The sequence below is a fragment of the Burkholderia sp. RS01 genome (assembly GCF_039748055.1).
In the GTDB taxonomy this organism is placed as follows: domain Bacteria; phylum Actinomycetota; class Actinomycetes; order Actinomycetales; family Micrococcaceae; genus Arthrobacter.
The window spans coordinates 40,807-53,429 of record NZ_JBDLAK010000011.1 but is presented as its reverse complement, the minus strand read 5'-3'; the positions used below and the strand labels follow the sequence as shown (position 1 = coordinate 53,429).

Sequence of the window (12,623 nt, the reverse complement as noted above, 5' to 3'; positions counted from 1 at the left end):
GCCGGGCCCTTCCTTGGAGGATGTCGCCTGCCTTTAGGGTGCCGCCTGTGCCTTTAGGGTGCCGCCTGGAATCCCTGGCCTAGGAATCCTTCGGCGTGGATTCCGGCGCCCGGGATTCCTGGACCGCTGATTCAGGGGCCGCGTCCTTGGCGGGCGAGTGCTCCTTTGCGTGCGCCTGATGCTCAGCGTCGTGGGCGTGCTCCTTCGCCTCGATCAGGTGCTGCTGCAGCTTCTCCTCCGCCTCCCGGCGCCGCCGGGACGTGTCGCGGAGCTCCCGCGTGGATTGAGAGCCGCTTACCTCGATGTAAGGAGCGCCCGTCCTGTCATGTCCATCCTTGTGGGACTCCGGCTCGCCCGGGGCTGAATTTTCGTTCATGGTCAGTTCGTCCTCTCTGAAGCCAACAAAACCCTGCGCCGCTGCATTAACTGCGTCGCTCCACCACCTACTCAGTCACACCCGGCCTGACACGTCAATGCCGGGGCCGGGTCAAACGCCGCCCGGGAAGGCCTCTGGCCGTGCGGCGTGAGTGCGCAATGCGGAGCTGACGCACTCACTCATTGCCTGGAGCGCGATCAGCTGCGCTTCCCGGACCTGGGGCTTGAGTGCGTTGATGCAGATGGCCTCATCCGCCGACTGTGCCAGCGGATTGGGGGCCCGGCCAGTCACTGCCCACACCACGGCACCTGTCGCCTTGGCCGCCGCGGCCGCGTCCAGTAAGGCATGCCGGTGCCCGCTGGCTGACACGACCAGCAAGACATCATCGGCGCGAATATGGGCTGCCACCCTGCTGGCCGCTTCTTCCGCAGTGCCCTGCGCAATTTCGATTAGGCCGGCCGTTCCCGCCCCGGCCGCCGGAGGGGCTCCGCGGAGAGCGATGACGGAGAAGGGCCGGCGTTCGCCGGAGTGGCGGCCCAGCAGTTCGGCCGTGAACTGCTGCACCTCGGCGGCCGAACCGGCGCTGCCGGCGGTAACCAGCCGGTTCCCGGCGAGGAGGCGCCGGGCCAGCTCCTCCCCCCACTCCGCCAGGCGCGAGGATTCATTCCGGAGCGAGGCGACGGCGGGACCCACCTGGCGCAGGTGCTCCAGAACGATGTCCACCGGTGCTTTCACGGCGAACGGGGCCTCGGCGACGCGAGTGCGCGACAACCGGCTGACGGCTTTCATTTTTCCAACTCCTCTTCACTTCGAGCAGTTGCTGCGCTTTGTTCGGCTCACTCTGCGCGTAACTGCACAACGGGCGGCACGCCCCTGATGGCAGGGCGCGCCTGGCCTCACTCGTCGTTGGCGGCCGCGGCTCGTGCCAGGAGCTCACGGTTTATCGCCGCCAGGGCCGCCAGCCTTGCGGGGTTTCCGGAGAGCTCAAGCTCCCGCCCGAGACGATGGCAGAGGGCGGCCAACTCGGCTTCGGGAACGTCGGCAAGTGACCTGAAGTGGGTGAAGAATCGCTTCTCGGGCAGCCCCGCGACGGCATGCCTGCGGATGCCAAAAGCTCCGGGAGGCAGTCGATTGTCCATAGTTCACCACTAGTACGGTTCATGGCGGCTGACTGCTTAGCCTCTTAGAGCATACAACGCATGTGACGCAGGCCACTAGGCGCCGCCCCGGGTGGCGCCGGGTCCGATCAGTTCCAGCCCGCCAGGCGAAGCAGGGCGGCGGCGCCGGCGCCTGCCAGCACGACCACCAGGAAGGGAGCGCGGAAGAGCAGGGCAACGCCGGCCGTGGCCAGGGCGCCCAGCCGGGCGTCGACCACCAACGCCTGACCCGACGCTACTGTGTTGACGAGGGTCAACGACGCGAGCAACCCGATGGTCATGGTGCCCGCCACCCTGGACATCCGGGGGTTGCGCAGCAGGCTGGCCGGCACAAGATACCCCATCAGCTTCCAGCCGTAGGCCAACAGGCAGGCCAGCAACAGCCACATCCAGAGGCTCATGCAGCACCGCCCGGGAGGGTGCCGGAGCCGGGGCGCGGCCCGTGGTGGTGCTCGGTGTAGGGATCGATATCCGGTTCCAGTCCTTCGTCGCGGCGGCCGTGGCTGAACCAGCCGATGGCGGCCGCCACCACTGCCGCGATCAAAATGGGGACGCCCGCGGGAACGAACGGCACGGCCAGCACGGTTGCGAGCGCGCACACGACGGCGATGGCCACCGGTTCACGGCCCTTGAGCCGCGGCCACAGCAAGCCCAGGAACGCCGCCACAGCCGCGCCGTCGAGGCCCCATTGCTTCGGATCGCCGAGCGCGCCGCCAGCCAGCGCCCCGACTGCCGTGAAGATGTTCCAGAGCACAAAGATCCCTATCCCGGCGGTCCAGAAGCCGCGCTGCTGCTCGGCAGGGTCCGTCTGACCCGTGCTCGTGGCCGTGGACTCGTCGATGGTCAGCTGCGCGGCGGCGTAGCGGCGCCAGCCCTTGGGCTGCAACAGCACGTTGAGCTGCATGCCGTAAATGCCGTTGCGCATCCCCAGCAGCGTGGCGGCGCCCATGGCGGCGAGGCCGGAACCCCCGCCAGCAACCACGCCGATGAACGCGAACTGGGAGCCTCCGCTAAACAGCAGCAGGCTGAGGGCCATCGTCTGCCAGAAATCGAGTCCCGACGTCACGGAAAGGGCACCGAAGGAGACCCCGTACAGCCCGGTGGCAATGCTGATGGACAGGCCTACGCGCACCGCCGGGGACTGCAGGAGCCGGGAGGGCCAGGTGTTGGGCATGGCACCACTCAACCACAGCGGCAGGAAGGGAGCTAAGCCGGCTAGAGCTGGGCCAGGACCTGGGCAGGTTTGTTGGTGGTGATCTCGTGAATGCCGAGCCCCTGGCACAGGGCGACGTCGTTCTCGGCGTCCACCGTCCACACCCGGAACCTGCGGCCCGAGGCCAGCCAGCGCTGAACGGTGCGGGCATGCTGGCGCACATAGTCGATACCGGGTCCGGCCATGCCCACTTCGCAGTCGTTGAGGATCCGCTCGCCCTCCAGCTGGGCGGCCTTCATCACGTTGGCCACCGCGCCGCCCGTGATCGGCCCAAGGCCCAGTTCTTCCCGGACTTCGGCGACGTTGATGTCGTCCAGCAGCTGGCAGATGAATTCGCCAGGTACGGTCTTGCGGAGATGCCGCACCGAGTCCGGGCTGAAGCTCATGAAAGTGACCCGGATGTTGCCCAGCCGGGACGTCAAGGGATCCCAGCCTCCCCTGCGCAGGACCTCCAGCACCCTGTCCTCGAGTTTCAGCTGGTACGGGCTGGGATGCTTCAGTTCGATGGCAAGCCCGATGTCCCGCCCGGAATTCCGGAGCAGGTCCAACAAGTCAGAAAGGGTCAGGAACTGCTCCGACTGGGCGCCGTACGCCAAGGGGATATGGACGCCCTTCCACGACGAGAAGTCCAGCAGCCGCAGTTCGTCGATGGTCCGTTCGGCCACCGGGCCGGTGCCGTCCGAGGTGCGGTCCAGGTTGGCGTCGTGCAGCAGAACGACGTGCTGGTCGCGCGTCAGCTGCACATCACATTCCACGCCGTCTGCCCCGTCGGCCAGGGCCCGGAGATAAGCCGCCCGCGTATGCTCCGCAAAGTCTGCGCTGGCACCGCGGTGGGCATAGACCAGGGGACGGGCTGGGGCTGAGTCCTCGATCGTCATGGTGACACGTTAGCGGACAGCCGGTACGGAAGCGGGACTAGGCTGGGCACATGCAGGTGAACTCTGAGCCAACCACCCAGCCGGCAGCTCCTCCCGCAGGACCGCAGGCACCCTCCAGCCCGGCGCCGCCCCGTTCCGCCGTCGCGAATCGGCAGCTCAGCGCCGGCGACGCCGAGAAGGCCGCCGCCCTCCGGAAAATGAAGCTCCTCGCGCTTTCCTTGCTGATCGCCATGGCCGTGGTGTTTGTCGTCGCCTTCGCCCTGCAGAAGCAGTACCCCTGGCTGGAGTACGTCCGGGCCGCGGCCGAAGGCGGGATGGTGGGCGCCCTCGCCGACTGGTTCGCGGTGACGGCGCTGTTCAAGTACCCCATGGGCCTCAAAATCCCGCACACCGCCATCATTCCGCGCCGCAAGGACCAGATCGGGGCGTCGCTGGGAGAGTTCGTGGAGACCAACTTCCTCTCGGAGCAGGTGGTCCAGGAGAAACTGGCGAGCCTGAACATTTCCGGCAGGGCCGGCCAGTGGCTGTCCGGACCGGGCGGCGCCGAGCGGGTGGCCAAGGAAGGTGCAGCGGTCATCCGTGGCGCGTTCAAGGTCCTGAACGACGACGACGTCCAGGCGGTGATCGAGGGGATGGTCCGCAAGCATCTGCTCACCCCGCCGTGGGGACCGCCGGTGGGCAGGATGGCGGAGCGGCTCTTCGCCGAAGGGCACCACCACAAGCTCGTTGACCTGCTGGTGGACCGCGCCGCGGACTGGATGGCCGCCAACCATGAAACGGTTAACCGCCTGGTAACGGACCGCTCGCCGCAGTGGGTTCCCAGCTTCGTGGACGGCCTGGTGGGAGACAAGGTCTACCTCGAGCTGCTCAAGTTCACGCGCGCCGTCCAGACTGACCCGCAGCACCAGGTCCGCCTGTCCATCGACAAATACCTCACCGACCTGGCGCAGGACCTGCAGCACGATCCGGCCATGATCGCCCGTGCGGAAGGCATCAAGGCCCAGGTCCTCGGCGACCCGGAGGTCCGCGAACTGGCCTCCCGGACGTGGGCTACCATCAAGGACGCGCTGCTCACCGCCGTCGACGATCCGGACAGCGAGCTCACCGTGAAGTTCAAGGCGGCCGTCCGCGACTTCGGCGCGCGGCTGGTCAACGACGACGAACTGGCCGGCAAGGTCAACGCGTGGATCGGCGACGCCGCGGGCTACCTCGTGCGCACCTACCGGTCCGACATCGCCGGGGTGATCACCGATACCGTGGGGCGCTGGGATGCCGAGGAGACGTCGCAGAAGATCGAGCTCCAGGTGGGCAAGGACCTGCAGTTCATCCGGATCAACGGCACGGTGGTGGGGTCGCTGGCCGGGCTTGCGATCTTCACGGTTGCGCACCTGACCTTCGGCTAGCACGGGCTGCTCTTGACAGGGCGGACCGCCGAGGCCACGTTGGTGTCTACAGCGCCAGCCGGTCACCTCCCGGGCTATCCCGTGCGGACACCATCCGGCCCCGGCGTTGGTTCCGCAGCGTCCGGAATGAGGTGCCATGAGCCGCAATCCCTGCTCCTCCCCTGGCGGACCAACAGTGTTCGGGCGCGTCCGCCGGAGATCGCCGGCCCGGAACAGGGGCCGGCTTTTGTGCCTCCTGCTGCTGGCCACGGCACTTTCTGCCCAGTCCCTCCCGGCCGCCGGCGCCGGCCCTGATCCCGACGGCGGCTACCGGCCAGGCAGCCCCGGCCTCGGCGATCCGTACTATCCGCTCGACGGCAACGGCGGTTACGACGTCGCCCACTACCTGCTGGACCTCAGCTACGACCCCGCGTCCAACGTCCTTGCCGGTTCCGTCACGATCCGTGCCGAGGCAACGCAGAACCTTTCCGCGTTCAACCTGGACCTGGACGGCCTCACGGTCCGTTCCGTCACGGTGAACGGCGAGGCTGCGGCCTTCAGCCGCAGCGGCACGGAGCTCACAGTGACCCCGCGCGAGGGCCTCAGGGACGGACGGGAGTTCGAAGCCGTCGTGAGGTACGGCGGCGTACCGAAGACCCTTGCCGCCCAGTTCGGCACCTCCGGCTTCATCCACACCGACGACGGCTCTCTGGTGATCGGGCAGCCCCATGTGGCCGCCACGTGGTTCCCCGCCAACGACCACCCGTCGGACAAGGCCGCCTTCACGTTCCGGATCACGACTCCGGAGGGGCTGCAGGCAGTGGCTAACGGCGTGCTCCGCGAACACGAGACGGAGACGGAATCGGGGCAGCGCCGGACAACCTGGGTCTGGAACGCCGAGGAACCGATGGCCACCTACCTTGCGACCGCGAGCGTCGGCCAGTTCCGGCTCCACGCCTACCGGGACGGCCGGATCAGCTACGTGGACGCCATCGATCCCGACCTCTTCACGCCGGTGGTGATGCCACGGACCGGCGCGGACTTCGCGTGGTCGCACGCCGGCACGGGTTCATACACGCGCCTGACCAGGACCATCCGCGTTCCGCAGGCCGGAGCCCGTCTCTCCTTCTGGCTCACCCGGAACATCGAAGCGGGCCGCGACTTCACCTTTGTGGAAGCGCGAACGGCAGGGGCCTCCGACTGGACCACGCTGCCGGATGCCAACGGCCACACGTCCGCCGATACGGGCCGGTCGTGCACCGGTCTGCTGGCGCTCCACCCGTTCCTGAAGCACTATCAGACGTCCGGCGGCAAGGGAACATGCGCGCCCGCAGGCAGCTCGGGTAAGTGGTGGGCGGCCACGGGGCAGGGCACCGGCTGGGAACCGTGGGCGGTCAACCTGGCCGGTTTCGCAGGGAAAAGCGTGGAAGTCTCGATCACCTATGTCAGTGATAACGCCATCCCCTTTGACGGCGTGTCCGTGGATGACATCACCGTCTCCACCGGGGAAGGCTCCACGTCCTTCGAGAAGGACGGCAACACCCTGGACGGCTGGACGGCAGCCGGCCCTCCTGCCGGCAGTCCTCCCGGCGCAGGCGGCTGGACCGCCGGAACGCAAGGGCCGCCGTCGCTCGGCGACAAAGTCCAGGCGTCCTTCAAGAGGCAGCCGGAGATCATCAGGTTCCTGGCCGGGTTCCTGGGCCCGTACCCGTTCACGGCCGCCGGAGGGATCGTGGATGACGTGCGGAACCTCGGGTTTGCGCTGGAGAACCAGACCAGGCCCATCTATTCCAGGCTCTTCTTTGCCACGCCGAAGGGCGGCGACTCGGTGGTGGTCCACGAGCTGGCACACCAGTGGGTGGGCGATGACCTCTCGGTGAAGAAGTGGCGGGACATCTGGCTCAATGAAGGATTCGCCACCTACGCAGAGTGGCTGTGGAGCGAGCGGGAAGGGCGGGAAACCCCGCAGCAGCTGTTCAACTTCTATGCCACCGCCATTCCCGCGGAAGCACCGTTCTGGTCGGTCCGGATCGGCGATCCCGGAACGGCGGCCCTGCTCGACTTTGCGGTCTACGCACGCGGCGCCATGACGCTGCACGCGCTTCGCACCCGCGTGGGCGACGAGGTGTTCTTCGGCATCCTCAAGGAGTGGACGGAATCCCACGCCGGCGGCAACGTGGCCGGCGCGGACTTCATCGAACTGGCCGGGGAGCGTTCCGGCCAGGACCTGACCGCCTTCTTCAACACGTGGCTCTACACGCCGTCCAAGCCGGCTGGGTTGAACGCAGTTGCACTCAATTCCCCGTCCCCGGCCAGGAGCATGCCGGAGACCGCACAGTTCCTGCAGCAGCGGCTCCAGGCCGCCGTCAGCTCCCGATAGCGCCGAGGAAACGGATCCGCTGGCCGGGCCGTGCCTGGCCGAGGAGATCCAGGTCAGCCCACCGCACGACGGCGATCACGGGGTAGCCGCCCGTCACTGGGTGGTCTGCCAGGAACACGGTCGGAAGGCCCGACGGCGGCACCTGCAGTGCGCCGAGCACGGCGCCTTCGCTGGGCAGTTCCTCCGTCCGGTTCTGACGGAGCGGCCGGCCCAGCAGGCGGGCCCCGATGCGGTTGGACTCCGGCGACACGGTCCAGAACTGGCCGGTGAGCAGGCGGAGGGACGCGTCGTCGAACCAGTCAGCCCTGGGGCCCCGGACCACACGGAGGGTGATGGGGCTGGCCGGGTCCGGCGCGCGGCGGAATACCCGGCGGAGATCATCGGGCGCCGGGAACTGCGTCGTTGCAGTAGCCGCGGCGCCCGGACTGCCCGAAGTGCCGTTACCGCGGGTCAGGGCGATGGTGTCCCCCGCTTTCAAGGGCGGCGGTCCTTCGCCGGAGAGCAGGTCGGCGCTGCACGACCCCAGAAGCGACGGGGCGGCGATGCCGCCGGACACCGCCACGTAGTAGCGGACTCCGTACGCCGGCGGAGCGAATGCCATGACCGCTCCCGGCGGAACCCGGACGGCCTGGTTAAGGTCTATGTCAGCGCCGTTGACGGTGACCCTGCCCTCGGCCCCGTCACGGCCACGCTGGCTCCGGTGACGAACCGCAGGCGGAGTCCGCCCAGCAGCACCTCGAGCCCGGGCGCCCCGGGCGCGTTGCCCAGCAGCGCGTTGGCCAGCATCAAAGATTTTCTGTCCAGCGCACCGGAGGGGCTCAGTCCCAGATCAGCCGATCCCCGCCGGCCCAGGTCCTCGATGAGCGTCAGCAGCCCGGGGTCCATCACCACGATGCCCATCAGGCCTCCTTGAACCGCACGGTGTCGCCCGGCCGGATCAGCGCCGGTTCCGGCCGGGCCGAGTCCCACAGCACCGCCGTCGTGGTTCCGATCAGCTGCCAGCCGCCAGGAGAGGAGCGCGGATACACGCCGCTGAACTCGCCGGCGAGCCCCACGGCACCGGCCGGCACGGCTGTCCGCGGCGTGCTGCGGCGGGGCACGGTCAGCTGCCCGCCCTCGGTGACGAGGTAGACGAAGCCGGGCGCAAATCCCGCAAACGCCGCCGTCCAGTGCGCCCCGGTGTGGCGCCGCACGACGTCGGCCTCGGTGGTCCGGAGAAGTCCCGCCACCTCGGCCAGGTCCGGGCCGCCATACTCCACAGGGATTTCCACGGTCCGCCCGGACTCAGCAGCGCTGTGGTCCGGCTCTGCGGCGGACAGCCAGGCCAGGACGTCCGACGGCGCCAGCACGTCGGGGTCGAAGGTCACCAGCACCGTCCGCGCGGCCGGGACGACGTCCACGACGCCCTCCGGACGGCCCGTCACCCCGGCGCCGACGAGGCCGCGGTAATAAGCGATGACGGCCGCCAGGTCCGGCAGCTCCACGAGGAAGGCGCCGTCGCCGTAGGGCACCACTGCCGGCACCTCAGGCGAAGGGTTCAAGCTCCACACCAGCTTCGTGAAGGCCCGCCCTGACGGCGGCCGCCATGCCCACGGCCCCGGGCGTATCGCCATGGATGCACAACGAATCCGGGTCCACGCGCACCACCGAACCGTCCACGGCCACCACCTCGCCTTTCAGCGCGAGGCGCACGGCCCGCTCCACGATGGGGCCGACGTCGTGCAGCACGGCCCCCTCCCGCGAGCGCGGCACCAGGGTGCCGTCCGGCAGGTAGGCGCGGTCCACGAACGCCTCGCGGAACACAGGGTGGCCCGCTTCCTCGGCGTGCTTGAGCAGCTCCGAGCCCGGCAGGCCAAGGACCGGAAGGCCCGGATCGTACGCGTGGATGGCCGCCACGATTGCCGAGGCCTGTTCGGCGTCGTGGAACGCCCGGTTGTACAGGGCTCCGTGCGGCTTGACGTAGTCCACGGACGCGCCCACGGCATGTGCCACCCCGTCGAGCGCGCCGAGCTGGTACAGGACGTCACCGAACAGTTCGTCGAAGGACATGTCCAGGGAGCGCCGTCCGAATCCCGCCAGGTCACGGTAGCCCACGTGCGCGCCGACCGTGACATCCAGCTCGAAGGCGGCACGGCAGCTGTCCAGCATGGTGACCGGATCCCCCGCATGGAAACCGCACGCCACGTTGGCGCTGGTGACGAGCTCGAACATCGCGGCGTCGTCGCCCATGGTCCACGAGCCGAAAGACTCGCCCAAATCAGCGTTCAGATCCACCGTTGCCGCCTTCCGGCGCCCGGTTCAGCGGCGCGCCTGCTGTTGATTGTGCTGATGTCCCCGCCGTTGCCTTCAGTTCCCCCGGGACGGTGTCCGGCAGCGGGCCGAACGCCTCCTTGGCATTGGCCACCACCGCACGGCCCATCATGAGGTTGCCGGCGCCGCCCACGACGGCGCCGATGCCGAACGGCAGCGCCCGCCCCAACAGTGCCGTGCCCTGCCGCTTCAGCAGGCTCCGCAGGAAGACCTTCTGGACGTGCTCGCGGATGGAACCGAATCCGGATGCCGGCATCTTGCGGGCCAGGACATTTCCCCAGGCCTGGGTGGCGCCCTTCCCCTTCCCCAGGGCCTGGCCGCTTAGCGACCCGAGGAGCGCGGTCCCTTCCTCACCCAGCATCACCGCCATGACCATGGTGCTGGCCTTGTCCGGATCCGTCATCCGGATGCCGTGCAGTTCGGCCAGCGACGTCGCATAGAGCGCCGTTGCTTCCAGGAACGCCACGGTGGCTGCGGCAGAGAGGCCGAGCGAGGCGATGGTTCCGACGCCCGGCACGACGGCCGTGGCGCCCACCAGGGCGCCTCCGCCGGTAACCGCCGCGAGGTAGTCGCGTTCCATTCTCGCCGCCAGCTGGGTCGCCGAAGCGTGCGGGGAGCGCCGCTGGAGGCGGCGGATGTACGACAATACGAGCGGCCGCTGGATGTCCACCGCGCGCAGCAGCAGATTGTGGACCCCCGGCTTGGGATTGCCGTGGGCATCGAACACCGCGTTGTGTGCTGTTTCCTGCGCGATTCTCACCGCCGGATTGCGTCGCCTGGCCATGTCACCTCTACCTCGATACAGCTTCTCGGTTCGGCCGACAGCGGGTTGCTGCCGTCCAGCCTTAACACTAGGCCACGCCCTTGATGCGGTGGCCCCGGGAGCAGGCTGCGGGTGGCAGAGCCTAGATCGCCCAGGACTCGGCCACGGCCAGGTACGCGGAGGAGGACGGCCCGCGCGGCCCCGGATACACCGTGGGAGCGCCCGGCCATTCCACTCCGAATTCGGTCAGCCTGCCGCTGCCGCATGGCAGGTAGACATTGCTCAGCACTGCACTCACCGGCCCCAGCTGGAAGTCGGGCGCGGAAAACTGCCGCCGGTCCAGCACGCCGGAGATCTCAAGCGACGCACGGCGCCCGGTGGCGCTGAATCCGCGCTCAAGGTCCAGTTTGACGTCGAACGCGTCGTCGGTGTGGCTGATGGCACCCAGCGGGAAACGCGCGGCCTCCGGGAAGAAGCGGGTCAGCTCGGAGGCAAGGGTTGCGGCGAAGAACTCGCTGGAGCCGTAGCTGCGCCAGCCCTGGAGTGTGGCCACGAGCAGCGCAGTCCCGGTGCCCCATTTGGACCAGTCGGCCATCCAGAAGGACGCGAAGCAGCTGGCGGGCTCACCGGGAACGTGGGTGCCTGTCCGGTCCACGGGGTGCAGGGCAAGGCCGCAATTGGCACCGATAAGCGCGACGCTGCGCCGCCGCGGTCCGGCGGGTATGTTCCCCATGCCACGAGCCTATCCCGGCCCGCACGTTCCCCCGGGCACGGGCTCGGCTTAAGATTGCCCTGTGCCACTCCCCCAAGCCCTGCGTCCGTTTGCCCACCGCGAATACCGGGTGCTGATCGGTGCACTTGCCGTGTCCATCTTCGGTTCGGGCATGTGGGCCGTGGCCATGGTCTACCAGGTCATCCACATCGGCGGCGGGCCACTTGAACTCTCCCTCGTGGCGACGGCGGGAAGCGTCGGGCTGGTGGCGTTCGTGCTGGCCGGCGGCATTGCGGCGGACCGTGTTCCGCAGCGGCTGCTGATCATCGCGGTGGAGGGCACCAACCTCGCCGTGATCGCCGGCATCAGCGGGCTGGCGATGGCGGGCTGGCTGCAACTGTGGCATCTGGCGGCCGGCGCGTTTGTGCTGGGCGTTGGCGCGGCATTCTTCTTCCCGGCGTACTCCGCGATCCTGCCCCGGATTCTGCCCCCGGAGGATCTGCTGGCGGCCAACGGCATGGAGGGAACCATGCGGCCCATCCTGCAGCAGGCGGCGGGACCGGCGGTGGCAGGCATCGTTGTGGCCGCGTTGTCGCCGTCCCACGCCGTGACGGGCGTGGCCGTGTGCCACTTGCTCGCCTTCGTCATCCTGAATTTCCTCGGCCAGCACGCACTGGACGCCCCCGCCAACGGGGCCGACCATGGATCATCGGCCGCGCCCGCGGACGGCCACACCGCGGAACCACCGGCCAGGAAATCGTTCTTCCACGACCTCCGGGAGGGAGTCAGCTACACGCTGCGCACGCCGTGGCTGCTCTGGACGCTGCTGTGGGCCTGCATCTCCGTGCTTTTCCTGATCGGCCCCATCGAGGTTCTGCTGCCCTTCGTGGTCCGCGATCAGCTCGGTGGCGACTCCAGCATGTTCGGTTTCCTGCTCGCCGTGATGGGCGTCGGCAGCGCCGCGGCCTCGCTCGTGACCGCCGCCTTCAGGCTCCCGCGGCGGTACCTGACCGTGATGATGGTGTCCTGGGGCGCCGGCAGCCTGCCGCTGGCCGCCGTCGGGATGATGGACAGTTTCTGGATGCTGGCCCTGGCGCTGCTCATTTTCGGCGCCACGGGCAGCGTGGGCATGGTCATCTGGGGGACGCTGCTGCAGCGGCGGGTTCCCGCGCACCTGCTGGGACGCGTCTCCAGCCTGGATTTCTTTGTGTCGCTGGCCCTCATGCCGGTGTCGATGGCACTGGCCGGCCCCGCGGCGGCGGCGCTCCCCATCTGGCTCATCTTCCTGCTGGCCGGAGGAGTCTGCCCCGTCATGGCGGTCCTGGCGATGGCCGTGGCCAGGATGCCCGCGGACGAAATCGCCCATCCGCTGGAACGGCGTCCCACCCTCTCCGCGGACGCCGAGGCCAGCCGGTAGGCAGCAGCCCAACCGCCAAATAACTGATGGCCGGC

At 68.8% G+C, this 12,623-nt stretch carries 13 protein-coding genes and 1 pseudogene; 3 read left to right on the top strand and 11 right to left on the bottom strand.

The window, feature by feature from the left end; genetic code table 11:
- Positions 1 to 79 precede the first annotated feature (79 nt).
- From ABFP37_RS11865 to ABFP37_RS11840, 6 genes are all read right to left on the bottom strand, one after another.
- A complete protein-coding gene (locus ABFP37_RS11865; protein WP_139362876.1) occupies positions 80 to 376 on the bottom strand; it encodes a hypothetical protein in 297 nt (98 codons plus the stop codon).
- Between the two features lie 111 nt (positions 377 to 487).
- Positions 488 to 1,165 carry an SIS domain-containing protein gene (locus tag ABFP37_RS11860; RefSeq protein ID WP_078029101.1) on the bottom strand — a complete coding sequence of 226 codons (678 nt, stop codon included), beginning with the start codon at positions 1,163 to 1,165 and terminating at the stop codon, positions 488 to 490.
- A gap of 107 nt (positions 1,166 to 1,272) precedes the next feature.
- Positions 1,273 to 1,515, bottom strand: a complete 243-nt coding sequence (locus ABFP37_RS11855; protein WP_078029100.1) for a hypothetical protein — start codon at positions 1,513 to 1,515, stop codon at positions 1,273 to 1,275.
- A 107-nt stretch (positions 1,516 to 1,622) separates the two neighbouring features.
- Entirely contained in the window at positions 1,623 to 1,934 is a 312-nt protein-coding gene (locus ABFP37_RS11850) for an AzlD domain-containing protein (RefSeq protein ID WP_078029099.1), read from the bottom strand.
- Complete coding sequence (locus ABFP37_RS11845) at positions 1,931 to 2,707, bottom strand: AzlC family ABC transporter permease (protein WP_139362875.1); 777 nt, start codon at positions 2,705 to 2,707, stop codon at positions 1,931 to 1,933. The genes ABFP37_RS11850 and ABFP37_RS11845 overlap by 4 nt, the downstream gene beginning before the upstream one ends.
- A 41-nt stretch (positions 2,708 to 2,748) precedes the next feature.
- Positions 2,749 to 3,624, bottom strand: coding sequence for a glycerophosphodiester phosphodiesterase family protein (locus ABFP37_RS11840; protein WP_347033691.1), 876 nt, complete (start codon positions 3,622 to 3,624; stop codon positions 2,749 to 2,751).
- Between the two features lie 50 nt (positions 3,625 to 3,674).
- Here ABFP37_RS11840 and ABFP37_RS11835 point away from each other — a divergent pair, with 50 nt between their 5' ends.
- Together ABFP37_RS11835 and ABFP37_RS11830 are read left to right on the top strand one after the other, a co-directional pair.
- The gene (locus ABFP37_RS11835; RefSeq protein ID WP_347033690.1) at positions 3,675 to 5,027 is read left to right on the top strand and encodes a DUF445 family protein; all 1,353 of its coding nucleotides are present in this window, start codon (positions 3,675 to 3,677) and stop codon (positions 5,025 to 5,027) included.
- A 136-nt stretch (positions 5,028 to 5,163) separates the two neighbouring features.
- Positions 5,164 to 7,386: a M1 family metallopeptidase gene (locus tag ABFP37_RS11830; protein WP_347033689.1), complete on the top strand. Its 2,223-nt coding sequence runs from the start codon at positions 5,164 to 5,166 to the stop codon at positions 7,384 to 7,386.
- Here ABFP37_RS11830 and ABFP37_RS11825 read toward each other — a convergent pair.
- The 5 genes and pseudogenes from ABFP37_RS11825 to ABFP37_RS11805 form a co-directional block, all read right to left on the bottom strand.
- Positions 7,373 to 8,172 (bottom strand): annotated as a pseudogene (locus tag ABFP37_RS11825) (biotin-dependent carboxyltransferase family protein). The gene ABFP37_RS11830 and the pseudogene ABFP37_RS11825 sit on opposite strands and share 14 nt — an antisense overlap.
- A 113-nt stretch (positions 8,173 to 8,285) precedes the next feature.
- Positions 8,286 to 8,927 carry a 5-oxoprolinase subunit PxpB gene (gene pxpB / locus ABFP37_RS11820; RefSeq protein WP_347033688.1) on the bottom strand — a complete coding sequence of 214 codons (642 nt, stop codon included), beginning with the start codon at positions 8,925 to 8,927 and terminating at the stop codon, positions 8,286 to 8,288.
- Complete coding sequence (locus ABFP37_RS11815; RefSeq protein WP_347033757.1) at positions 8,911 to 9,615, bottom strand: 5-oxoprolinase subunit PxpA; 705 nt, start codon at positions 9,613 to 9,615, stop codon at positions 8,911 to 8,913. Before ABFP37_RS11815 ends, pxpB begins: the two co-directional genes overlap by 17 nt.
- 28 nt (positions 9,616 to 9,643) lie before the next feature.
- Positions 9,644 to 10,456, bottom strand: coding sequence for a hypothetical protein (locus tag ABFP37_RS11810; protein WP_347033687.1), 813 nt, complete (start codon positions 10,454 to 10,456; stop codon positions 9,644 to 9,646).
- A gap of 145 nt (positions 10,457 to 10,601) precedes the next feature.
- Positions 10,602 to 11,192, bottom strand: coding sequence for a hypothetical protein (locus tag ABFP37_RS11805; protein WP_078029092.1), 591 nt, complete (start codon positions 11,190 to 11,192; stop codon positions 10,602 to 10,604).
- A 61-nt stretch (positions 11,193 to 11,253) separates the two neighbouring features.
- Here ABFP37_RS11805 and ABFP37_RS11800 point away from each other — a divergent pair, with 61 nt between their 5' ends.
- Entirely contained in the window at positions 11,254 to 12,588 is a 1,335-nt protein-coding gene (locus ABFP37_RS11800; protein ID WP_078029091.1) for an MFS transporter, read from the top strand.
- Positions 12,589 to 12,623 lie beyond the last annotated feature (35 nt).